Raw genomic sequence first — 22,707 nt, forward strand, 5'->3', positions numbered from 1 at the left:
GGGGAACTCCCTTCCAAGCTATGGAGCGTCGTATGTCTGTTTCTGAAACACTAAAGCAAATGTCAGGGGTGATTCTCACCGGTCATGGTGGCCTGGAGATGTTGCAGTATAAAACTGATCTGCCGGTGCCTGAGCCAAAAGAAGATGAGGTATTAATCAGGGTTGGCGCCAGTGCGGTCAATAATACTGATATCAATACCCGGATCGGTTGGTATTCCAAGAAAGTGACGGAAGACACTAATGCCGGTGCAACAGTTGGCTTTGGTTCAAAGGTTGATGACGATGCTAGCTGGTCTGGAGCACCATTGCAGCTACCCCGTATTCAGGGCGCAGACTGCTGCGGTGAGATAGTTGCTGTAGGTGAAAAAGTCAGCGCTGACCGGGTGGGAGAACGAATACTAGTAAGGCCTATGCAGGAAGCATTTGGCAGTGTAAGAAAGTACGAATGCAGCACTTACGGCTCAGAATGTGATGGTGGTTTTGCCCAATACACGATCGCCCGTAGTAACGAGGTACTGAAAGTTGAGAGTGATCTTACTGATGCGCAGCTGGCTTCATTTCCCTGCGCATACTCTACCGCCGAGAATATGATTGATCGCGTTAATGTTCAGGCCGGAGAAACGGTTCTGATTACGGGAGCATCAGGTGGTGTGGGGTCAGCTGCTATTCAGTTGGTGAAACGACGGGGTGCAAAGGTTATCGCAGTCTGTGGTGAAGAAAAGATGCAACAGATTAGCGAATTGGGAGCTGACCAGGTAATTCCGCGAGGCAAAAACCTGCTATCTGAGTTGGGATCTGATGCTGTGGATGTGGTCATCGATCTGGTTGCTGGGGAGCAGTGGCCGCAACTCCCGGACCTGTTATGCCGTGGTGGTCGCTATACCGTTGCCGGTGCTATTGGGGGGCCGTTGGTCGAGATGGATGTGCGGACTCTGTACCTGAAAGATCTGAGTTTTTTCGGCTGCACGCATCAATCTCGCCATATCTTTGAGAATCTGATTGGCTATATCGAACGGGGAGAGATTCAACCATTGGTGTCACAAGTATTTCCTCTGTGCGAAATCGGTGAAGCACAGCAGGTATTTATGGCTAAGAAATTTATCGGCAAGTTGGTATTGCTGCCGCCGAAGGACAAGTAATATGAGAATTGTAGAAATTTCAATATTTCACCGGTCGCTGCCAATTAATGGAGAGCCTTACCGTATGGCTCTGCAGGAGCTGACCAGCCTTGATTCAACCCTGGTCAGGATCACAACCGATACCGGCGTCACTGGTTTTGGCGAGTTTTGTCCGCTAGGGTCGGCTTATCAGCCCCAGCATATGCTAGGGGGCAGGGCGGCTCTGGAGGAGATCTGCCCCTATCTGATTGGCTTAAACCCGCTTTTAATTGATCGTGCTTACGATGTAATGAATCAGGCCCTGTGCGGTAGTCTTTACGCAAAGTCTGCGATCGATATGGCGCTTTGGGATATTGCCGGTAAAGTTTACGGGGCAAGGATTTGTGATCTTCTGGGTGGGGCTGTTAGGGAACAGGTACCCTCTTATTATGCCATCGGTCTGACTTCACCTGAAAAGGCTGTCGAGATCGCGCGACAGAAGCAGGCACAGGGCTTTCGACGTTTGCAACTTAAAGTTGGTGGGCGGGAGCTGGAAGAAGATATCGCCACGGTACGTAAAGTGTCTGAGGTGTTGGGAAATGGGACAGTGCTGGCGGTTGATGCTAATCGTGGTTTGTTACCGCGGGATGCCATTCAGCTTTCCCATGCATGCCGGGAGCAGCGTTTTGTCTTGGAACAACCTTGTCAGACTTACGAGCAATGTCTGGCTGTACGACAGCATATCAATCATCCGCTCTATCTGGACGAAGTGATTGTCGACCTGAATACGCTGCTGAGGGCGATCAGTGATAATGCCGCGGACGGTTTCGGCATGAAACAGAGTCGGGTTGGTGGTATCAGTCAGATGCGTACTATCCGTGATGTGTGTGCGTCGGCCGGCTTGCCAATGACCTCGGATGATAGCTGGGGTGGTGATCTGGTTGCATCCGCCTGCCTGCAGCTGGGTGCAACAATGCAGCCGAACTTATGCGATGGTGTGTGGATTGCTGCCCCCTATATAGATGGTCACTATGATCAGGATAATGGGATATCAATTGAGCAGGGCCAATTGAGCTTACCCGCAGGTCCAGGGCTAGGTATTGAACCCGGAATAGGGGTCGATGAAACGGCTCTGATCAGCTTTGGTTAAAGAATTTTGCAATGGTCAGAAGTGCATTACCCCGATCGGTTTGTTATACCGGTCGGGGTGAGTCTGTTTTAATCTTGGTATAACAACTGTCGATAGAAAACCGGTAGCGAAACAAGTTCACACCGGTTCTCTTCTTCGGAGCCAGTAAAACGCCAGCCGGTAGTTATTAGGCTTATATTACTGTCTGATCAGCCCGATGTTTTAAACCCGAGCTTGGTGCACCTACTTAATTAGTCAGGTGCGCATAGCTGTCGACGAAGCGCTTATATTTATGCTGGCCGCAGGTGTAAGACTCATATTTTGGCGGGTTATCGATATCCTGACAGGTAGGCACTACACTCACCTCAGCATTGAAATCAAGATCAATAAAGAAGGGAACTGAGTAACGTTTTTTACCACTGGTATTTATTACCCGGTGTACAGTTGAAATGTAACGGTCGTTGGTGAATGTCTGTACCAGATCACCGATATTGACAATAAAAGTATCTTCTACCGGTGGTGCGCTGACCCATTCGCCGTCACGGTTCTGTACTTGCAGGCCGCCAACAGAGTCCTGGGACAGGATGGTCAGAAAACCATAGTCGGTGTGTGCACCAATACCTATCTCTTCCAGTGTGATATTACCCTCCTGCGGCGGGTAATGTAGCAGGCGCTGAATAGTGATCGGCTTTTGCTGTAACTTCTTAAAGTAGTCCGCGGGTAACCCCAGACTAAGAGCGATGGCACTGATCAGCTTACGGGACAATGTCATCATCGCATCATGATATTGCTCGAAAGTTGCTTTAAAAGCCGATGGACTTTCAGGCATCTGGTTCGGGCCGAAGAAAGGGGAAACGGTTGTTTCATTAAGACCAAAATCGAAACACTCTTTAAAATCACGAGTGTTTTCCGGATCTACATTTTCACCGTACATCGGAATATAACCGCGCAGTGTCTGCCCTGAATTAATGATATTGAGTTGTTGCTTCTGTTCTAGCGGCAGATTAAAAAAAGCTTCGGCTTGAGCATAAGCGTTTTTGATCAGCTGCTTATCGACACCGTGATTCTTGATATATAGAAAACCGATATTTTCACAGACATAGCCGATCTCTGCGGCAACCTTCATTGGATCGCTGCCATCGATTAATGCAGCGACGTCAATAATTGGAATTTCACTGAATGAGGTTGGTTTACTTTCAAGGCGACAATCAAGCTGGTTAGCGGAAGCGATAGACACTGTGTAATACCTGCGAATTGTTGTTTTTATATGTGTTCAGTGTCGCTGAAGGGGTGGTTGCACATATATAACAAAAGCGAAGAACAGTGTTACTTAAACGATGAATTTGCCTGGCGTAGTTCGGAGGGGCGATGGTTAAACTGTTCACGGAAACATTTACTAAAATGGCTTTGTGAACTGAAGCCTGTCGCCTGGGCAATGTTCGCGATACTTAGATGAGTTTCTTCGATCATCTTCCAGGCATGTTGCAAGCGTAAGCGCAGGTAATAGCGTCCTGGACTGGCTTGTTCGTATTTCTGAAAAACTGTTTCCAAATTGCGTTGGGTAGTGCCTATTTTTCCGGCAAGAGTGGAGATTGAGTAGGGGGCACTGATATGCTTTTCCATCAGTTCGACGGCGGCTCCCAGACAGGCGGACTTCATACGCAGGGTCAGGTAGCGGCGAGTGGTCTGTATCTCTTCGCTGCTACGGATCCGTTCCTGCAGGAACTGCTGGGAAACATGGTGGGCAAAGTCTCGGCCGTGATCCTGACCTATCAGGTAAAGTAGCATATCCAATGTAGCGGTACCGCCAGCACTGGTTAGCAGGTTTTCCGTGACGGTATAGAGGTTCTCTTGCAAGGTGATATTCGGATACAGTTCGGCAAAGGTACTGCAATACTCAGGTACCAGAGTGCAGCTTTTGTCTTGCAACAGACCGGCTTTAGCCAGAATAAAACTGCCACAGCTCAAGGCTGCAATCCGACCTTTACGACGGGTAATATTGCGTAACAGAGTAAAGAGTTGCGGGTTATTGTAATTAGCAACATTCCGATAACCACAGACGAAAACTAGATCACTATGTTGGCAGGAAACGAGGCTGCCACTGGTTTCGATTGGAACGTTATTAGAGCTTTTAATTGAGTTGCCGGTATCGACTGGTTCGGCATGACAGATTTGATACTGATAAATTTCAGAATCGTTAAGCAGATTTGCCACACTGAGAGCTTCTATTGCCAGGGAGAAAGAAGTCAGGGCAAAGCCGGGTAACAGGATAAAGCTAACCTGCACAACTTTTTTCTTTGATGCATTCTGTGCCGGTGTCTGAGTCATATTATTTCATCTTTGCAGTTTGTGCGGGTATTGAATAGTTCTTGTATTGGTTTCAGCTATTGGACTGTTGTCGGGATTCACTGGGAGAAACGCCAAAGAATTTCTTAAAACAGTGGCAAAAATGGCTGGTACTCAGAAAACCGCAGGCCACTGAAATATTGATAATTGAGTCATTGCTTTGCTGTAATAAGCGCCGGGCATAGGTTATGCGTAATTCAAGGTAATAGCGACACGGAGTAGAGTCTAAATATGTCTGAAACATACGTTCTATCTGTCGACGGGACATAGAGACAAAAGCGGCCAGTTCATCCAAGTGTAGAGGTTCCTCAAAATTAGACCGCATCAGTTCTAACAAGTGACGCAATGCTTTGGGGAATGCAGGATTGTCGCCTGGCTGGAAAAGCATGAGCTCGCCGTTTTCAGCAACCCGGTCACAACTGAGTATTTCTCGTATGCCACTTACAAGGTCTTTACCCTGTGCCTGCTCAATAAGTTTTAACATCATTTGCAGAGCGCTGGCAGGGGTGGCGCAGCTAACACGCTTATCTTCAATAACCAGAGCATTAGCCGACAGTGTTACCTGGCTAAAGTGTTCCTGCATCACCGCGTGATTATCCGGATGAGCTGCACAACCAAAGCCATTGAGTAGACCCGCATGGGCCAGGTGAATTGCACCGTTCCAAATGCCGCCGAGTGTCAGACCTTGTTTATCTGCTGCTCGAAGTGTGTCTGACAACGGAGGGAGTTCATCGAGTGAGGATCTGAAACCGCCACAGATGATTAAAATATCCAGGGCGTCTTCTCCCTCCAATGGTATTTGATCGAGAGTAATGTTAGCGGATACTTCTATGCCCAGGTCACTTGTTACCGGGTTTGATGCATGACTGATGGTCTGGTGTGAATAGAGTTCAGTTGAGCTAACCAGATTGGCCGTGACTAAAGCATCGACCGCGGCGGTAAACGCTTGCATCGAAAAGTGGTCATTCAGAATAAATCCCACTCGTAATAGCTTGCTGGGTGCTCCAAGCATCTGCAAACTGGCAGGCTCAGAAGTAAAGTCGGAATGGTGTTTATATTGCGTGATATTCATCGTTATACCTCGGACCCATTGGGCAGTTAGCAAGCCTGGTGATTAAACATTTTCAAGTCACACTGCCTAAAACGAAGCGGTTGAAGGCAGTGCTATTTTTCGAAATAAAACATACTAATATTGCTGTGAAACAGGCCTTAAAAAGACTGTCAGGGATTCATTAACTGATTAAACAGCTGGTTACAGTCGTTAGCGTGTTCCAGGTCGTCGACAGCGCTGATGATCTCTGAGATTCGCTGCTCACTGAAATTAACAGACGCGAGCAAACGGAACTTAGCTCTGAACTCCACTTGGGTCATCGCTGTTTCAGGGTCGCCTTTAGCCTGCGTAACCGGGCTGGTCAGGCTCGTCCCGTCTTTTAGCTGGATGGTTACCCGTGACAAGATTTCCTGTGGGAATCGAACTGACAGATCATCAGCTTCAGTAATCTCAATCAAACGACTGACCTGAAGAATATCTTCAGCCTGGATTGCCTCGCCGGTTACTTCGTTAGGGCCGACCTGTCCGCGACTGATCAGTGCGGCTAATGGAAATGCCAGACCATACTGAGCTTCGTCGGCATTCGCCGGGAAGTGTCCCTGCAGGCGCATCGATTCATGAAAAGTTTCGACCTTAACGGCTTCAGTATTAGCGGCTGTGATTTTCGGATATTGCGCCATCATTGCTGTGACCGCCGTCAGTGCTGGCTGAGCCCAGCGGCACACCGGCCAGGGCTTGAAATACTGAGCATCAATCTCCCAGCGAGAACCGAGATCGTTCCAGCAATGGCTGATATTATCCCCAGCGACTGTTTCTGCGGGGGCTCCTGTTATACCTGCCTGCGCCATTAGCAACGCATTGACTCCGGCATAGGCGCCGGCACCGTGTGCATCACGCAACATAGAGGGGAAGTCGACCAGCCGCATCATCGGACAGCGGGGGCCAAAATATTCAGCAATGCCTAGAGCGTGCAGAAACTGCTCTTCATTCATCCTTAGCAGACGGGCCCCACCACAGACGACGCCTAACCCTGAAAAAGCTCCTGAGGCGTGGTATTCGGCTGCGGTATCCATCAATGCAACACCGGCTCGCAGCCCTGTTTCATAGGCGACGGTGACAGCACTCAGGAATTCCTCACCACTGATATCACGCCCCTGATCACGACAAGCATCAGCGAGTGCTAAAAGGGCTGGTACTACAGTCGCGCCTGCGTGGCCTTTAGAGGTGAAATGACCTTCATGGGCATCCAGACTGTCGGCGCTGAAGCCTCCGGCCCAGGCAGCTCCCATCGGGTTAACTTCACGGCCATCAAACAGCAGCCGGCAGCTCATACTCGACGCTGCGTAATGATCGGCAGCATAGTTACGGATGTTTTCAGTGGTCTGGTTGTTTTTGGCGCCAGCAAGTACACCGATAATATCCAATAATGAAGTACTGACCAGATAACGAGTATGTTGCGGTACATCGTTGAAGCGTAGATTTTGTACAAAGTTATATAGAGACATCGTTTGTTCCGATATGTCAGAAGAAAACACAGAGACAAAAAAGGCACCCCAGGGTGCCTTTTACTCTAATTATCTTGCAGGACAGTTAGGCTTACTTAACTGCGCGAGCAGCAGCCAACCAGCCGTCATAACTCTCTTGATGAGCTGCAATCCATTCTTGTGCGTGGCGTTTAATATCTTTCATGGATTTCTCGCCATTTTGCATTCTCAGGTTCTGAGCACTTTCATCGCTGGCACTGATCTGAACCAGAGACAAAAATTTAGTCGCCGCTGGGTTCTCTTCAGCAAACTCTTTGTTCAGAATTGACTGGATCTGATCGACAGCAAAGCCCAAATTTTTACCATTGAAACTAGTATTAACTTCGTTGTTACCATCTGGGAGGTCCGTATGTGGCACTTCAAGCCAGACAACATCTTTATTTTCAACCAGTACACCAGCGATCCACTGTGGTACCCAAGTGTAGTAAAGAATTGACTGGCCTTCGTTGTAACGGGTAATCGTATCTGCCATCAGGGCGAAGTAAGACCCACGGTTATGACTAACAGTGTCTTCCAGGCCATACGCTTTCATATGGTGATCAATTACTAGCTCACAACCCCAACCCGGGTTACAACCGGTCAGATCTGCTTTGCCGTCATTATCTGCATCAAACAGCTTGGCGATTTCTGGTTTTTTCAGATCGGTCAGTTGAGTGATGTTGTATTTATCAGCAGTCTTCTTATCGATCAGATAGCCCTGCAGCACGCCTGGAATGATGTTGCCTGCTTTAACCAGCGTATCGTCACCGCCAGCCTTCTTATAAAAAGTTTTATGCAGTTCTTCCCAGGCATGTACGCTGAAATCAGCATCGCCATAAGACAGAGCCAACATCATAGTCGCGTATTCTGTTTCTTTAGGTTCTTCTACTTCGTAGCCCAACGCTTCAAGGCCAGCGATAGCGATCTCACCACGGAAGCGTTCTTCAGCAATGGTTGGGAAAATAGGCGTGATTTCCACCCCTTTGCCAGGCATCGCTTCAGCAGAAACGGTACTTGTCATGGTCAGGGCAGTAATTGATGCCGCTGCAGTCAATTTAAAAATAGTCTTAGACAGTTCTTTTAAGCGTGATTGCATCATCGCTAATTCCTCATTGTGTTTATTTTTAGTGAGTATTTAAAAGTGCTTTCTTTCTTAATCTAATTGCCTTACTTGCCCATACTTATTTAGTTTGCAGGCTGCGATAGCTGCGAACCAAAAATCCTAAAGGACCGGTCTCGTACCAATGTAAGGTGTTACTTACGCCAGCACGTTCGCCCATGGCTTGAGTCAGGCGATCAAGGAATATTGCCAGCAGCACCAGACCAACACCGCCCACAGTCGCAAGCCCCATGTCCAAGCGTCCGATACCGCGTAATACCATTTGCCCCAAACCGCCAACGGCGATCATGGATGCGATTACTACCATCGACAGTGACAACATCAGAGTCTGATTTACACCGGCCATAATGGTCGGGGTAGCCAGTGGTAATTGAACCTTAATTAGCATTTGACGCGGGGTGCAACCGAAGGCTCGCGCCGCTTCAATCTTGTCTTCAGGAACCTGACGGATACCCAGATTTGTCAGTCGTACCAGCGGGGGTAGGGCGAAAATAATGGTCACCAGAACCCCAGGGACGTTACCGATACCGAAGAGCATGACGACAGGTACCAGGTAAACAAACGCGGGAAGTGTCTGCATAGCGTCTAGTACCGGGCGCACAATACGTTCGATACGATCACTACGAGCGGAAACAATACCTAGGGGGATACCGACTACGACACAGAAAAATAGTGCTGTTAAAACCAAAGAAAGTGTCGTCATTGATTCTGACCAAACACCGATCAGGCCGAGGAACGTTAGGGTAATGAAGCAGAATACGCCCATTTTCTTACCCGCTAACTGCCAACCCATTAGCGATGACAGAATGATACCGATGGATGGAGGAATTGATTGCAGGATTGTTTCTGACAGGTCTAACACCTGATCTATTGGCCAGCGAATTGCGCGGAAGAAACCGCGGAAGTTCTGTACTAGATAATTGAGTATGCTTTCTACCCATTCGCCCAGTGGGATACTGAGATACTGAAATGGATCTAACAGGCTAAATTCAGACATTCTAATTTACCTTACTATTATTATTCTTAAACTCAGTTATGACTTAATGTTTTTAGCATTAGGTCTTTTGAGATAACGCCGCAAAAAGTGCCGTTGCGTTCTATGACAGGAACCGGGTACTCAGAATTAGCAACTTTTCTGACTACATCGCTAATCATGTCGTCACTGTAAACTGAGTGATGTTGATCGAATTGTTGCTCTATCAATGAGCCAACACTCGATTGCGCATCGATCGAGATAAGGGGAACTACGCCTTGCAGCTTATCGCTGTTATCCAGAAGATAGCCAAACTGACTGTTAGCCGGTTCAAAGGGTTGAACGGTGCCGTTAATACGGATTTTGCAGGCGCTCTCCTGACAGGCAATATCTCCAGCTTTGAGGATCTTGCTGACATCAACACCTTTAAAGAAAGATTCAACATACTCATCGGCAGGGTTGCGCATAATCTCTTTTGGTGTGCCGATCTGAACCACTCGACCTCCCTCCATAATGGCAATGCGGTCGCCGATACGGATAGCTTCATCCAGATCGTGTGAGATAAAGACGATGGTACGTGCCTGCTCTTTTTGCAGTCGGATCAGCTCGCCCTGCATTTCGTGTCGAATCAGTGGATCCAGCGCCGAGAAGGCTTCATCCATCAACAGAATGGTAGGGTCGTTAGTCAGTGCTCTGGCCAGTCCGACCCGCTGTTGCATACCGCCCGAAAGCTGATGGGGGTAGCTTTCGCCATGCTCTCCCAGGCCTACTTGTTGTAGTGCTTCTTGAGCTCTCAGGTTACGTTCTTTCTTTTCGATGCCGGATATTTCTAAGCCGAATGCTGCATTTTCGATAACTGACATATGTGGCATCAGAGCGAAGGACTGAAACACCATACTCATCTCTTTGCGGCGTACATCCAGAAGTTCAGCATCGCCGAGTACGGTAATGTCCTTGCCATTGAGTTCGATGCTACCAGCTGTTGGCTCAATCAGGCGGTTAAGCAGTCGGACCATTGTTGATTTGCCTGAGCCGGACAGGCCCATGATGACGAAGATTTCACCTTTTTTTACAGAAAAGCTGGCATCAAAAACGCCGACGGTCTGACCGGTTTTTTCGAAGATTTCATCTTTATCTGAGCCGTTTCGTAACATCTTCATTGCTGTTTCCGGCTGCTCGCCGAACACTTTATAGACGTTTTGTATCGACAGAATATCTGTGCTGTCTGTCATGCTACCCTCTGCATTTTTATGATTATTTTTGAAGTTCATCGCGGTGACAGTAGTGTCGTATCACAACAAAATAAGCTTTCTTACTGCTGTCGGTATGCCTATTAAGTTAAGGTCTTTGCCCGAAAGCGTCCAACGACATATTTAGCGTAAAAACCATAACTTCCGGTTATTGTTAATGAGAAAGTGTGATCGAAACGGGCCTTTCATAACCCTAAGTTGGGACAAAATGTTGGAGGAGAATGAAAATGGTTCTAAAATTGGATGGTTTTCGAAGAATAGGCCAATCCTTAGAAACGATTGGGTTTAGGTCGAATGAGTGGCTGGCTGTCTGGATAGCAAAAAAGCAGCGATAAGCACCATTGCACCGCCCAGATAAACAGAAACGCTCAGCTGCTCTCCAATAAGAGATACTGCAATGAGGACTGCAACTACCGGTTCTAGTGTGGAAAGTGTTGAGGCATTAGCGGCGCCTATGTGTGGCGAGCCGCTAATAAAAGTAGCGATGGGAAGAATAGTGGCAAACAATGCCAGCCCCAGTGTAGCGCTCCAACCGCTGATCGATTGTGGCAGATCAATGTGTTGGACCAGACCGGCTAGCGCTAATGTCAGGACGCATCCGAACAATATAGAGCAAGCTGATGCTAACGGGTTTTCAGGCTTCACATTATGAGAACCATAGATAATAGCCGCGCCATAACTGATAGCGGCAAACAGTGCCCATAAAGTGCCATTCAGATCACCTCTGAACTCAATACCTGCAGCCAATATCACACCGAACATTGCCAATATCATGCTTGTTAGCCGCCCAGTGGTGGCTCTTTCTTTCAGAAATAATATTGAGTAGAAAGTGACAAAGGCCGGGAAAGAAAACATCAAAATGACAGCCAGACTCACAGAAGTCGTATGGCTGGCGTTGTAGTACCCGATTGCGGCACCGGCATAACCAACGCCAATTAACATACTTTGCAGGAGCAATTTTTTTCCCGGCAGGCGAATCTTTTTAATTTTCAACCAACACAGCATCAACAGTGCGGCGATAATAAAACGGGATATAAGGAGCCCCACAGGGTTAGCACCATCGTTGTAGGCGAAATGAGCAAAGAATGGCTGCAGACCGTAACTGATGGCGGCGATTATCACTAAAATAAAGCCTTTTCTGTAGTCCTGCAGATAGAGTTGTGTCTGCATCCTGTGCCCCTGATATCGAAAAAGTTAGCGGTAACAAAAAAGCCTCTGCATGCAAGGCAGGCAGAGGCTTAAGAGAGGAGTGATTTAGCGGGTTAGCTTTTGCTTCATGGTGTCGCAGTACCAGTCGACAAACTGACAGACACCGTTCTCAGCGATATCAGAAAATGGACCCGGGATATAAGACGGAGAGCTGACGCCTCGGAAGGTTTCTTCAACCAGTTGTTTGTCTTGGTTATTCGTTGCCAGCCAGACTTTAGTCAGGGTGTCGATATCGTAATCGACACCTTCTACCGCATCTTTAGGCACGATCCATTTAGTGGTTACCAGCGTTTCGCCTGAGCCCAGTGGGAGGATTCGGAAACTTAGGGCAAAGTCACCCAGGAAATGGTTCCAGGTGGATGGATAGTTGAAGTAGAGCAGGGCGCCGATATCTTTGACATCAGTATCGTCAAGGCGTCCTTTAACAGCAGGCTGACCATCCATAGTGTAACTGACTGCTTTCTCAGCCAGCGGGATGCGGGTCATACGGTATTGACCATTTATATCCATCACCAGACGGCTAGGTAAACCTGCCGCTTCGCATTTATCCCAGTGCGCAACTAGCTCGGGATCATCATCGCCACCAACGCCTGCAACGGAGAGGTTCTCGACAAAGGCATTAAGCAGTTCAGGGTGGTTAGCCTCGCAGTGATAACATTCTCGATTGTTTTCAAATACAAGTTTCCAGTTACCGTTTTCAACCAGATTAGATTCAAAGGCAACTTTACAGTTTTCTAGATTGTGTGGCGTGATAAAGGGGCTAAGGTCATTACGGAACTGTTCAAAATCGGGTGCCTGATCGGCGACACAGATATAGATATAGCTGTTAACGACTTCGCAGTTAACTGGCATCAAGCCATGATCGTCGTTATTGAACTTCTCACCCATATTGCCTGCAAACAGCAGCTTACCGTCCAGTCCAAAAGTCCATTTATGATAAGGGCAAACCAGCTTGGCTGTTTTGCCTTTGGATTCGGAGCAGACACGGGAGCCCCGGTGGCGACAGGCATTATGAAAGGCCCGTACATTGCCGGCATCATCGCGGACGATTACAACTGGATAGTCGCCTACCTGAATAGTCATGTATTGACCGGCTTTCTCGATTTCAAATGTATGACCGGCAAAAATCCACTCTTTATGCCAGATCTGTTCCAGATCTTGCTGGTACACATCCTCGTCACGGTATATTTCCCGGGTCAGGGCGTGGCGCGGTTTACGCTGATTGATCAGCTCCAGAGTTTTAATTTTGCTGGTCATTGTTGTACTCCCATGACGCTACACTGTTGTAGTCGTTATTATTGTTATGCTTATACTGGTTTGGGCGGGTATATTGGCACTATAGTGTTTTTCCTCAATACAGTGTGTAACCAGAATACCTGCTGTCGTTGTCAGTCATTGTTGTGTCGTTGCCAGTGGCGCCGACACAAGCTGAAAGGGTTTAACTTACAAAATGTAGGCCTACCCCGATTTGAAATTCAGTGTATGGGTGGAGTGAAAACCGGTAAAGCGACTTTTTATCTAGAGAATTGAGTACCTGAAGTTATGGTTAAACATGTAGAGCCTGATCAGATACTGGTGAAAATGCCTTCGCTACGGGCGGTGAAGTCCTTTGTTGCAGCGGCTAAATATCAGAACTTTACTCGGGCTGCTGAGGCCTTGTGCGTTACGCAGGCGGCTATTAGTCGTCAGATTCGCGAGCTTGAAGCGTCGCTTGGAGTAGTGTTGTTTAAGCGGGCCGGACGGGCTGTGGAACTGACGGAAGCTGGAATCATATTCTATGATGCTGCCTATCTTTCGTTTGTAAATATTGCACAGGCTGCACAGCGGATTCAGAACAGCGATAAGCGTAAACAAGAACTGACTATCTGCTGTTCACCAGCCTTTTCAGCATTCTGGTTATCGAATCGGTTGCCTGGTTTTTTCTCAGCTAATCCGGATATCGACGTTAATGTAGTGACCACTAATAACTTTTTACAGATGGAGCCAGGGGTGCGTCCGGATGTTTTTATCAATAAGGTCAGTGATCCGCGAGAGGGTTACCATTCAATTCCGCTGTTTTATGACCTGATCTATCCGGTTTGTTCACCTCTATTTCTGAAACAGAACCCCGATGTCGCAACCTTTGAAGGGTTGCAGGATACAACTTTGTTAAATCTCAGCCCCTATGGCCGTTCCCAGATTGCCGAGCATGTGGATTGGGGTGTCTGGTTTAACAGCCAGGGTATCAATATTGATATTGGTCCGAATGGTGATCGTCATGTCTTTAATGCTAACGATTTTAATATGCTGATTCAGATGGTGCTCAATCATCAGGGCGTAAGTCTTGGTTGGAATCAGTTGGTGGAACCAATGATCAGGCAGGGGTTGCTAGTTCGGGTAGGTGATGCGGAAGCAACCTACAAGGAGAAACTGCACTATCTAACTTATGCCGAGAGTAAACAGAGTAATAAAGCACTTCAGACCTTTAAAGAGTGGTTTCTCTCTTGTATTGAGGAAGAGCAAACCTATGTAGGTCAGCTGGAGGTCAACAACTAGCATAGCTTCCAGTTCTAATGAGCCCGCCTTGTGCGGGCTTTTTTATGCTTGTTTTTTTTCAGTGCCATGCGGCGCTCTCATAACCTGAAGTTATGTTTTCTGTTAATAAAAGGTTGATTGTGGAGGCATGCCCCCCCTCGTTACCATTTTATCAAGCTGTTTTATAAAGCAGGATGAGTATCTCTAAGGCTTCTTATCCCTTAAAACGACCATCAATAACAATGATAATTCAGGTGAGAGCACATGTACTTCGAAGGAATTTACACTCCGGTAATCACGCCGTTCAATGAAGACTACTCAATTAACTATGAGGCTTATGCGGTTCATGTTCAGTATCTGCTGGACTCTGGTGTTCAGGGCCTGATGATTGGTGGTACTACGGGTGAATACTACGTTGAGAGCCATGAGGAACGGGTTGAATTATTAAAGATTGCCCGTCAAATTTGCGGAAATAAGTTACAAATTATTTTTGGTACCGGTTCGGTTAATCCCGATGCGTCAGAGAAATTGGCTGAAGATGCGGCAAAGCATGGCGCTGATGTATTACTGCTGGCGACGCCTCCATATTCGCTGCCGACTCAGTATGAATTGGCTCAGCATGCGCTACGAATCGATCGCGCAGCTGATCTCCCTATTATGTTGTACAACTACCCTGACCGGATGGGTATCAATATGGAAGCTGAATTCTTCGATCTGGTTGCTGGCTCCAGCAATATCTGCAGCATTAAAGAAAGCTCTGGCGATATCAATCGCCTGCATATGCTGGCGAATGATTATCCGGATATTCAAATTGCGTGTGGCATGGATGATCAGGCGTTGGAATTCTTTGCATGGGGCGCTAAGAGTTGGGTTTGTGCAGGCTCTAACTTCCTGCCAACAGAACATCTCGCGCTGTATAACGCTTGTGTACTGGAAAATGATTTTGCCAAGGGGCGTCGTATTATGGCGGAAATGATGCCGCTGATGAGCGTACTGGAACAAGGGGGCAAGTTTATCCAGAGCGTCAAGTATGGGGTTACTCTGGATGGCCGTTTCTCCGGCCAGGTTCGCCGACCGCTGTTGGGGCTGGATGCTGCAGAGAAAGATGCTATGGCACAGGTAGTCACTACTCTCAAACAGAATATTGCACTGATTGCAGCGGAGGGAAAGTAATGACTGAGCTACTGACAACTGAAGAATACAAAAAAATTGCTGAGCAACTGACGCCTCAGTCAATGAGCTTTATCAATGGTGGTTTCTGTCCGTCTAGTAATGGTGAAACTATCCCTGTGATAAACCCGGCTACCGGTGAATTGATTACCAATATCGCGGCTTGTACCAAAGAAGATGTAGATTTTGCTGTTAAATCGGCACGTGATGCATTTGAGAGTGGTTGCTGGAGCAAAATGCACCCTGCTGAACGCAAAGCTGTTCTGCTGAAGTTTACCCGGCTGATTGAGCAGCATGGCGATGAACTGGCGGTATTGGAATGTATTGACTCAGGTAAGCCAATTGTAGATTGCGTCACAATCGATATTCCAGAAGTGGTTAACACGATTGCATGGCATGCTGAATTGATCGACAAAATCTACGATCAGACCGCTCCCGTAGGTTCCGGTGCAGTGGCGATGGTTGTGCGTGAGCCTGTCGGTGTCGTTGGTGCGGTATTACCCTGGAATTTCCCCATTCTAATGCTGGCCTGGAAAATTGCCCCTTCACTAGCTGCGGGCTGTTCTGTTGTGCTTAAACCTGCCGCCCAAACCTCTCTGACTGCAATACGTGTAGCTGAATTGGCTGCTGAGGCGGGTGTTCCCGCTGGTGTTTTTAATGTTGTAACAGGTTCCGGCAGTGTGGTGGGTGAGGCTATTGGCCGTCACATGGATGTCGATATGGTTACCTTTACGGGTTCCACTGCGACTGGACGCCGTTTCCTTAATTATTCTGCTGATTCAAACATCAAAGAAGTGGTACTGGAGCTCGGTGGCAAAAATCCCTGCGTAGTGCTGGATGACGCTGAAGATCTTGATACGGTTGCAGAGCAAGTGGTTGCGGCTGCTTTTTGGAATATGGGTGAAAACTGTTCTGCAGGGTCCCGGTTGATAGTACAGGAAGGGATCAAAGCTGAGCTTTTAGAAAAAATTATCCAGCATGCGAAAGAGTGGAAAACGGGAGACCCTCTTGATCCATCCAATCAGTTAGGCGCTCTGGTAGATAAAGGCCATTTCGACAAAGTAACTAAGTACTTTGATATTGCGAAGCAGGATGGTCACCGGCTGATTTATGGTGGTGAGTCTGTTGATGGCTGCTATGTGCTGCCGACTATCTATGACGATGTTAAAAATAGTGATCGTCTGGCGCAGGAAGAGATCTTCGGACCAATACTATCGGTTATTACAGTAAGTAGCTTTGACGAAGCAATGGCGGTTGCCAATGATACTGAATATGGTCTGGCGGCTTCAGTATTTACGGCGAATGCTAAAAAATCACTCCGTGCCGCACAGGCGCTTCGCGCAGGAACGGTTACGGTTAACTGTTTTGGTGAAGGTGATATCTCTACACCATTCGGTGGTTATAAACAGTCTGGCTTTGGTGGTCGTGACAATTCGATCCATGCCCACGATCAGTTTACGCAGCTAAAAACTATCTGGCTTGATCTCGCCTGATCAGGGAGATGTATGCCGTTAACGATTGTGTTGACTAAGGTATCTCGAAGTTAAAACGGGGTTGTTTATTCTGGCAGGGCATCGACTTTAATGTATTGCCAAAGTTGGTGTCCTGACCTGAAATTTACTCCGCTTCTGACGGAAACACATTTATGACTAAGAATATTAATGTAAAGCTTCTGCCGAAGGATCCGGGGCCCGCCGCCTGGAATAGAATATTGCCGCCAGCGACTGAGTATCCTCAGCTTAGCGATGATATTTCTGTAGACTGGGTGGTTGTCGGTGGTGGTTTTACCGGCCTGGCAGCCGCCCGGCGGTTAAGTCAGTTGGTGGGTGATGAATCGATTGCTTTGCTGGAAGCAAGCTGTTTGGCAGATGGCCCTGCAGGACGCAATTCCGGCTTTATGATTGATCTTCCTCATGATTTGAATTCTGAAACCTACGCTGGTGCGCAAGAGCATGATCTGCAACAGATCCGTCTGAACCGGGCGGCGATTGATTTTGCCCGTGATATGGCTCAAGAGTACGGCATGGGACCTAAAGTATTTGACCCTTGCGGTAAGGTTACTGCGGCCGGATCAACTCGGGGTGAAGGTCATATAGATAGTTACCGCAAGCATCTTGAAGCCTTGGGTGAAGAGTACCGGCTGATGAATGCGACCGATATGAAGGATTGGACGGGTATTGATTTTTACGGCCAGGGTTTATTTACCCCAGGTGCGGTGATGATTCAACCGGCGGCATTTATCCGCCAGGCTGCACAAGGGTTGAGTCCGCGGGTAAGTTTCTACGAGAAAAGCCCGGTTACCGGAATCGATATCGGTGAAGTACACCGCCTGACCACGCCTAAAGGTTCAATTAGGACGAAGAATGTGATTTTGGCTGTTAACGGTCATATTCAGTCTTTCGGTTTTTTCCCGCGTCAGCTGCTGCATGTCTTCACTTATGCCTCAATGACTCGGGCGTTAAGCCAAACTGAAGTAAAGCGATTGGGTGGCGTTAGTGATTGGGGTATCTTACCCGCCGACCCCATGGGTACAACTGTACGTAGAAGCTCAGACCTGATGGGTAGTGGGAATCGGGTGGTTGTACGTAATCATGCGACCTTGAATCAGAATATGGAAGTGAGTGAAAAAAACATCCGTGCGGCGGCGAAACTACAAGATCGGTCTTTCGCCAACCGTTTTCCAATGCTGGAAGGTGTTGAAATGGAGCATCGCTGGGGAGGGCGTCTTTGTCTATCCTGGAACTCGATGCCCGCTTTCGGTGAAGTGGAGCAGCGAGTTTGGTCGGCGGCCTGCCAGAACGGTCTGGGAACAGTCAAAGGCACGTTGTCGGGTATGATGGCGGCAGAGCAAGCGGTCTTGGGGACATCTGACATGTTAACCGAGTATCTGGACCATCAGGCACCCTCTAAATTGCCACCCGAGCCCTTCCTTTCTTTGGGTGCTAATATCTCGATGAAATGGAAAGAGTGGCAGGCTGGGATCGAGCTGTAATGTTAAATGATATTTCTTATAACTATGTAGCCATTACAACCATAGTAACCATGGCAGCCTTGATAAGGTTGTCAGGAGAGACTGATGAGCGAATTTAATACCTCCGATTTTATGAATCCTATGATGACACAGACCTGGATGAATGGTCGTCATGAGGTGCGTTGCGTTAAAGTAATAGCTGAAACCCATGATGTAACAACCTTTACATTTGGTATGAGTCAGCCGGTTTTGTTCTTCTTTAAGCCAGGGCAATTTGTAACCCTGGAGCTGGAGATTGAGGGAGAGCGCGTAATGCGTTCATACACTATCTCCAGCTCTCCTTCGATCCCCTACAGTTTCTCAATTACTGTGAAACGGGTGGTTGATGGTAAAGTATCGAACTGGCTGCATGATAATCTCAAACCCGGCGATCAGCTCGCGGTGCATGGTCCGGTAGGGCAGTTTAACTGCATGGATTTTCCGGCGGAAAAGATATTGCTGCTCTCCGGTGGGGTCGGTATCACGCCGGTGATGTCAATGGCGCGCTGGTGGTTTGATACCGATTCCGAAGTGGATATGGTGTTTGCCCATAGCGCCCGTAGCCCGAAAGATATTATATTCGCCCGGGAACTGGAATATATGTCGACCCGGATCGATAACTTCCAGATGCATCTGATTTGTGAGAAAACAGAGATAGGTCAGGCTTGGGGTGGCTATCGGGGTTATTTGAACCACCATATGCTGAGCCTGATCGCGCCAGACTTTATGGAACGTGAAGTGTTCTGTTGCGGCCCTGAGCCTTATATGAAAGCGATTAAATCGATGCTGCAGGATGCAGGATTTGATATGGATCGCTACCATGAGGAATCCTTTGGTGCGACTCCGGTTAAAGATGTTGAGCAGGCAGAGAAGCATGCCGATGCGGCAGAGATCGAAGATCTACAGCCTAAAGATATGGTGCAAGTCACCTTTACCGATGCTGGTAAAGAAGTGGCGGTGGCGCTTGGCACTAACCTGAATGAGGCGGCAATAGAAGCCGGAGTGAATATCTCCAAAGCTTGTGGTGTTGGTATCTGCGGTGCCTGCCGGGTGAAAGTGGTATCAGGTGATTTCGAAATGGCCCAGAATGGCGGCATTTCAGAGGAAGAGATCGCACAGGGCTATGTATTATCTTGCTGTACCAGCGTAACGGGCAATATAGAGATAGACTACTAGCTGTTTCAGTTTTTGCTTTTGTCGAAGGTTCATCGACTACTTTGATACAGGGCTGCAGCCCTGTTTTTTTCGTTAACGGAATCTATACATGACTGATCACCGTAAACAGTTCTGGCTCGGGGTACGGGATTTACTGCCACTGGTCTCCGGGGTGCTGCCGTTTGGCCTGATTGCAGGTGCTACGGGGGTTTCGTTGGGGATGACGCCTGAAATGGTCATGGGTATGACGGTGCTGTTTTTCGCAGGTTCGGCACAGCTGGCCGCATATTCGCTGATTCAGGATAATGCGCCTTTTATCATTATTATGATTACCGCAGTGGTAGTGAATTTACGCTTTGCTATCTACAGTGCGACTTTTGCACCATTGTTAGGCCCCTTAAAAAAACGCTACCGACTGCCATTGGCATATATGTTGTCGGATCAGGTCTATGGCCTTTGTTCTATGCCCGAGCAGCAACAGAAATCAGATTCTGAACGTCTCTGGTATTTGACGGGCGTAGCGGTATCAATGGCGCTGAGCTGGATACTTTCCGTGGTTTTAGGAATCGCGTTGGGTGCGAGCATACCGTCTCACTGGTCACTTGAATTCACCATTCCACTGGCCTTTCTGGCGATGTTGGTGACGACTATTAGCAATCGGCAGTTGTTTATAGTGGCGCTTATCTCCGGAAGCTGCGCGATAGGGTTCCAGCTGTTGCCTTATAATACTGGCTTCATAGTCGCTGTCGTGGCGGGGGTTAGCGCTGGTCTGTTGATACCGGGGCTATGGCAGAAATGGGTCGGCAGAAAAGGAGGCGATAGCCATGGATAACCTCACCCTCTGGATGCTGTTTTTTGCCGTAGGACTAGGTACTTTTTTGGTGCGGCTCTCTTTTATCCAGTTGCATGGTAGTACCGAAGCACTGATTCAGCGCAGTAAAAATGTTCTGATGTTGCTGCCGCCGGCAATTCTGGCAGCACTCTGTATCCCAGCCATAGTGTTTTCCCGTCCGGTTACCGAATATCAGGTTGATCCAGTGCAGTTATTGGCAGCCGCAGTGACTATCTTGATCGCGAAATTTAGTCGTAGTGTCTTCTGGCCGGTGGTGGGAGGAATGTTATGTTTATGGCTGCTACGCATTCTTAGTAGCTAGAACCACCGAACAAGTAAGCTGGCTAGAGCGTCGCTTAGCGACACGCCTGTGACTATAAAAAGCGTAAAATCGTTCTTTCATAGCCGAGCGCAGTGTTTGAAGGTATCGCTTTGTAAGCGGGCCGCTTCATAAGTACCGGCTATTGTGGAAAACGTTAGCAGGCTACAGCGGGTACCTCGCCGGGATAGAATGTTGATATGTTGGGGATGCCTTACAGGGTATTAAACCGGGTGAATTATGCAACATGAATTGACAAATTTACCACCACTGACGGCGTTACGAACCTTTGAAGCGGCGGCGCGGCATTGCAGCTTCAAACAAGCGGCGGGTGAGTTATGCGTCACTCAGGCAGCGGTGAGTCGGCAGATCAGACAGTTGGAAGAACGGCTGGGGGTCAACCTGTTTCTACGCAGTCATCGCCGGGTCGATCTGACAGAACAGGGGCGTCAACTGTTTCAGACGGTGAACCGATCACTGGTCGATATCGCCACCACTACCCGGGAAATTCAATCTGATTCTAGCCTGAATTATCTTAATCTGTATGCCACCAGTTCTTTCTCGCGATTGTGGCTGGTACCGCGACTTAGCCAGTTGCGCAGGGCGCATCCAGAGATTCACCTGCACCTGATCAGCGTAGAAGAAAGCCCGGCAATGGCGGATAAATTTGATGCCGGTATTACCCTTGGGTTGGAGGATAATGCGGGTTATCAGTCTGACTTTCTTTTTTCAGAGAAGGTTTTTCCTGTCTGTACGCCGGCGTTTATTGAAGCCAATCCGGCTGCTTGCACCCTAGAGGGGTTGATGCAACAACCACTGCTTGAGCTGGATGCTAAGTTCTGGAACGCGAAATGGTGGTCTGCGGTGGACTGGCCATTCTGGTTAGACCAACAAGGCCTGGGCGCTAAAGCGGTAACCGCTGAGATGTCTTTCAGCCATTTCCCAATGCTGCTGGATGCGGTATTACAGGATGTGGGTGTCGGTCTTGGTTGGTGTCATTTGGTGCAGAATCTATTAGATGAAGGGCAGCTGATTCGCCCGGTGAGAGAAAGCTATTCGGCACCAGGGCGAAAACATTATTTTGTCTGTCGGAATGATCTGGTGGATAAGCCAGAGATAAAGTTATTACGTCGCTGGCTGCTGGAACAAACCGCGATTTTCAGAACTGAAGAGCTTATCTAAAAGCTCAGCCTGGACTTCTTTTCATAAAAAAAACCGGTAATTCTTATTACCAGTTTTTTTATGACTGAAAATTAGAAAGGCAAAGGTAACTTAGCCGTCCTGCCGCCATCAACAACGAAGGTTTGTCCGGTTACAAAACCGGCCTCAGCAGACGCCAGAAACGCCACCATATTGCCGATATCTGATGGTTCACCGGTGCGTCCGATCGGGTGCATGGCATGCAGATCCTGTCGGGCTTGCTGTGGGTCATCCTGAGCATTGATGTAGTCATTGCTTAGGTCTGAGTTGATCCAGCCTGGAGCGATAGTATTACAACGAATCCCGTCCTTACCCAGATCCACTGCCAGGGCGCGGGTGAAGCCATGAACGCCAGCTTTTGAGCCACAGTAGGCGGCATGGTAAGGGTTAGCGCCGATGCCTTCGATAGAACCGATATTGATGATGCTGGCAGCACCTTTGGCTCGCATCTGTTCCAGTACTGCTTTGGCAAGGAATACCGGTGCCCGCATATTGACGATCATCATCCGGTCCCAGCTTGCTTCATCCATGTCCTCGATGTGCTGCTCGAACATAAAGCCGGCATTGTTTACCAGAATATCGGTGCCACCTAACTCAGCAGCTGTTGCAGCGATCTGATAAGGAGCGTCTTTTTCCATCAGATCAGACTGTATAAAAAAGACATTCTCTTGACTGCTCAATTCAACATCCAGGGCCTGGCGCTGGGCGATCAGTACTTTGGCGCCTGCGGCCAGTAGCCTTTCAGTGATACCACGACCGATACCCCGGCCTCCGCCTGTGACGATGGCGAGTTTATTTTGTAAATTCAT

20 protein-coding genes are annotated in these 22,707 nt (G+C 48.2%); 10 read left to right on the plus strand and 10 right to left on the minus strand.

Annotated elements, in window-relative coordinates:
- The first annotated feature begins 32 nt into the window (after window positions 1-32).
- Together QZZ54_RS12670 and QZZ54_RS12675 are read left to right on the plus strand one after the other, a co-directional pair.
- Window positions 33-1,139 carry an alcohol dehydrogenase family protein gene (locus QZZ54_RS12670; protein ID WP_290703056.1) on the plus strand — a complete coding sequence of 369 codons (1,107 nt, stop codon included), beginning with the start codon at window positions 33-35 and terminating at the stop codon, window positions 1,137-1,139.
- A gap of 1 nt (window position 1,140) precedes the next feature.
- A complete protein-coding gene (locus tag QZZ54_RS12675; protein WP_290703057.1) occupies window positions 1,141-2,247 on the plus strand; it encodes a mandelate racemase/muconate lactonizing enzyme family protein in 1,107 nt (368 codons plus the stop codon).
- 226 nt (window positions 2,248-2,473) lie between these two features.
- On the opposite strand, the gene QZZ54_RS12680 is transcribed toward QZZ54_RS12675, so the two are convergent.
- From QZZ54_RS12680 to QZZ54_RS12720, 9 genes are all read right to left on the minus strand, one after another.
- Window positions 2,474-3,463 (minus strand): 2-oxoglutarate and iron-dependent oxygenase domain-containing protein, encoded by a 990-nt coding sequence (locus QZZ54_RS12680; protein WP_290703058.1) that lies wholly within the window; start codon window positions 3,461-3,463, stop codon window positions 2,474-2,476.
- A gap of 89 nt (window positions 3,464-3,552) precedes the next feature.
- Window positions 3,553-4,554 carry a GlxA family transcriptional regulator gene (locus QZZ54_RS12685; RefSeq protein ID WP_290703059.1) on the minus strand — a complete coding sequence of 334 codons (1,002 nt, stop codon included), beginning with the start codon at window positions 4,552-4,554 and terminating at the stop codon, window positions 3,553-3,555.
- A gap of 52 nt (window positions 4,555-4,606) precedes the next feature.
- Window positions 4,607-5,644, minus strand: a complete 1,038-nt coding sequence (locus tag QZZ54_RS12690; RefSeq protein ID WP_290703060.1) for a GlxA family transcriptional regulator — start codon at window positions 5,642-5,644, stop codon at window positions 4,607-4,609.
- Between the two features lie 149 nt (window positions 5,645-5,793).
- Window positions 5,794-7,128, minus strand: coding sequence for an MmgE/PrpD family protein (locus QZZ54_RS12695; RefSeq protein WP_290703061.1), 1,335 nt, complete (start codon window positions 7,126-7,128; stop codon window positions 5,794-5,796).
- 91 nt (window positions 7,129-7,219) lie between these two features.
- Entirely contained in the window at window positions 7,220-8,245 is a 1,026-nt protein-coding gene (proX, locus tag QZZ54_RS12700) for a glycine betaine/L-proline ABC transporter substrate-binding protein ProX (protein ID WP_290703062.1), read from the minus strand.
- An 82-nt stretch (window positions 8,246-8,327) separates the two neighbouring features.
- Window positions 8,328-9,263, minus strand: coding sequence for a glycine betaine/L-proline ABC transporter permease ProW (gene proW / locus QZZ54_RS12705; RefSeq protein WP_290703063.1), 936 nt, complete (start codon window positions 9,261-9,263; stop codon window positions 8,328-8,330).
- A gap of 32 nt (window positions 9,264-9,295) precedes the next feature.
- Window positions 9,296-10,471, minus strand: coding sequence for a glycine betaine/L-proline ABC transporter ATP-binding protein ProV (gene proV, locus QZZ54_RS12710; RefSeq protein ID WP_290703064.1), 1,176 nt, complete (start codon window positions 10,469-10,471; stop codon window positions 9,296-9,298).
- Window positions 10,472-10,774: 303 nt separating this feature from the next.
- The gene (locus tag QZZ54_RS12715; protein WP_290703065.1) at window positions 10,775-11,659 is read right to left on the minus strand and encodes a DMT family transporter; all 885 of its coding nucleotides are present in this window, start codon (window positions 11,657-11,659) and stop codon (window positions 10,775-10,777) included.
- 84 nt (window positions 11,660-11,743) lie between these two features.
- Window positions 11,744-12,955 carry an aromatic ring-hydroxylating dioxygenase subunit alpha gene (locus tag QZZ54_RS12720; RefSeq protein WP_290703066.1) on the minus strand — a complete coding sequence of 404 codons (1,212 nt, stop codon included), beginning with the start codon at window positions 12,953-12,955 and terminating at the stop codon, window positions 11,744-11,746.
- Window positions 12,956-13,240: 285 nt separating this feature from the next.
- On the opposite strand from QZZ54_RS12720, the gene QZZ54_RS12725 reads away from it, so the two are divergent.
- The 8 genes from QZZ54_RS12725 (at window position 13,241) to QZZ54_RS12760 (ending at window position 21,880) form a co-directional block, all read left to right on the plus strand.
- Window positions 13,241-14,233, plus strand: coding sequence for a LysR family transcriptional regulator (locus QZZ54_RS12725; RefSeq protein ID WP_290703067.1), 993 nt, complete (start codon window positions 13,241-13,243; stop codon window positions 14,231-14,233).
- Between the two features lie 243 nt (window positions 14,234-14,476).
- Window positions 14,477-15,385, plus strand: coding sequence for a dihydrodipicolinate synthase family protein (locus QZZ54_RS12730; protein ID WP_290703068.1), 909 nt, complete (start codon window positions 14,477-14,479; stop codon window positions 15,383-15,385).
- Window positions 15,385-16,875 carry an aldehyde dehydrogenase gene (locus tag QZZ54_RS12735; protein WP_290703069.1) on the plus strand — a complete coding sequence of 497 codons (1,491 nt, stop codon included), beginning with the start codon at window positions 15,385-15,387 and terminating at the stop codon, window positions 16,873-16,875. The genes QZZ54_RS12730 and QZZ54_RS12735 overlap by 1 nt, the downstream gene beginning before the upstream one ends.
- A 152-nt stretch (window positions 16,876-17,027) precedes the next feature.
- On the plus strand, window positions 17,028-18,374 hold the full coding sequence (locus QZZ54_RS12740) for an FAD-binding oxidoreductase (protein WP_290703070.1): 1,347 nt from the start codon (window positions 17,028-17,030) through the stop codon (window positions 18,372-18,374).
- An 84-nt stretch (window positions 18,375-18,458) separates the two neighbouring features.
- On the plus strand, window positions 18,459-19,568 hold the full coding sequence (locus QZZ54_RS12745; RefSeq protein ID WP_290703071.1) for a hybrid-cluster NAD(P)-dependent oxidoreductase: 1,110 nt from the start codon (window positions 18,459-18,461) through the stop codon (window positions 19,566-19,568).
- A gap of 88 nt (window positions 19,569-19,656) precedes the next feature.
- On the plus strand, window positions 19,657-20,379 hold the full coding sequence (locus QZZ54_RS12750; RefSeq protein WP_290703072.1) for an AzlC family ABC transporter permease: 723 nt from the start codon (window positions 19,657-19,659) through the stop codon (window positions 20,377-20,379).
- The gene (locus tag QZZ54_RS12755) at window positions 20,372-20,701 is read left to right on the plus strand and encodes an AzlD domain-containing protein (protein WP_290703073.1); all 330 of its coding nucleotides are present in this window, start codon (window positions 20,372-20,374) and stop codon (window positions 20,699-20,701) included. Before QZZ54_RS12750 ends, QZZ54_RS12755 begins: the two co-directional genes overlap by 8 nt.
- Window positions 20,702-20,938: 237 nt before the next feature.
- A complete protein-coding gene (locus QZZ54_RS12760) occupies window positions 20,939-21,880 on the plus strand; it encodes a LysR substrate-binding domain-containing protein (protein ID WP_290703074.1) in 942 nt (313 codons plus the stop codon).
- A gap of 71 nt (window positions 21,881-21,951) precedes the next feature.
- Here the strand turns inward: QZZ54_RS12760 and QZZ54_RS12765 are convergent, their stop codons facing one another.
- Complete coding sequence (locus QZZ54_RS12765; protein WP_290703075.1) at window positions 21,952-22,707, minus strand: SDR family oxidoreductase; 756 nt, start codon at window positions 22,705-22,707, stop codon at window positions 21,952-21,954.

The organism is Amphritea sp. (assembly GCF_016744155.1).
Classification (GTDB): domain Bacteria; phylum Pseudomonadota; class Gammaproteobacteria; order Pseudomonadales; family Balneatricaceae; genus Amphritea.

Coding starts and splice junctions, on each gene's coding strand:
- QZZ54_RS12670 (WP_290703056.1), top strand. CDS start 33: ATGTCTGTTTCTGAAACACTAAAGCAAATGTCAGGGGTGATTCTCACC.
- QZZ54_RS12675 (WP_290703057.1), top strand. CDS start 1,141: ATGAGAATTGTAGAAATTTCAATATTTCACCGGTCGCTGCCAATTAAT.
- QZZ54_RS12685 (WP_290703059.1), bottom strand. CDS start 4,554: ATGACTCAGACACCGGCACAGAATGCATCAAAGAAAAAAGTTGTGCAG.
- QZZ54_RS12690 (WP_290703060.1), bottom strand. CDS start 5,644: ATGAATATCACGCAATATAAACACCATTCCGACTTTACTTCTGAGCCT.
- QZZ54_RS12695 (WP_290703061.1), bottom strand. CDS start 7,128: ATGTCTCTATATAACTTTGTACAAAATCTACGCTTCAACGATGTACCG.
- proX (WP_290703062.1), bottom strand. CDS start 8,245: ATGATGCAATCACGCTTAAAAGAACTGTCTAAGACTATTTTTAAATTG.
- proW (WP_290703063.1), bottom strand. CDS start 9,263: ATGTCTGAATTTAGCCTGTTAGATCCATTTCAGTATCTCAGTATCCCA.
- proV (WP_290703064.1), bottom strand. CDS start 10,471: ATGACAGACAGCACAGATATTCTGTCGATACAAAACGTCTATAAAGTG.
- QZZ54_RS12715 (WP_290703065.1), bottom strand. CDS start 11,659: ATGCAGACACAACTCTATCTGCAGGACTACAGAAAAGGCTTTATTTTA.
- QZZ54_RS12720 (WP_290703066.1), bottom strand. CDS start 12,955: ATGACCAGCAAAATTAAAACTCTGGAGCTGATCAATCAGCGTAAACCG.
- QZZ54_RS12725 (WP_290703067.1), top strand. CDS start 13,241: ATGGTTAAACATGTAGAGCCTGATCAGATACTGGTGAAAATGCCTTCG.
- QZZ54_RS12730 (WP_290703068.1), top strand. CDS start 14,477: ATGTACTTCGAAGGAATTTACACTCCGGTAATCACGCCGTTCAATGAA.
- QZZ54_RS12735 (WP_290703069.1), top strand. CDS start 15,385: ATGACTGAGCTACTGACAACTGAAGAATACAAAAAAATTGCTGAGCAA.
- QZZ54_RS12740 (WP_290703070.1), top strand. CDS start 17,028: ATGACTAAGAATATTAATGTAAAGCTTCTGCCGAAGGATCCGGGGCCC.
- QZZ54_RS12745 (WP_290703071.1), top strand. CDS start 18,459: ATGAGCGAATTTAATACCTCCGATTTTATGAATCCTATGATGACACAG.
- QZZ54_RS12750 (WP_290703072.1), top strand. CDS start 19,657: ATGACTGATCACCGTAAACAGTTCTGGCTCGGGGTACGGGATTTACTG.
- QZZ54_RS12755 (WP_290703073.1), top strand. CDS start 20,372: ATGGATAACCTCACCCTCTGGATGCTGTTTTTTGCCGTAGGACTAGGT.
- QZZ54_RS12760 (WP_290703074.1), top strand. CDS start 20,939: ATGCAACATGAATTGACAAATTTACCACCACTGACGGCGTTACGAACC.
- QZZ54_RS12765 (WP_290703075.1), bottom strand. CDS start 22,707: ATGAATTTACAAAATAAACTCGCCATCGTCACAGGCGGAGGCCGGGGT.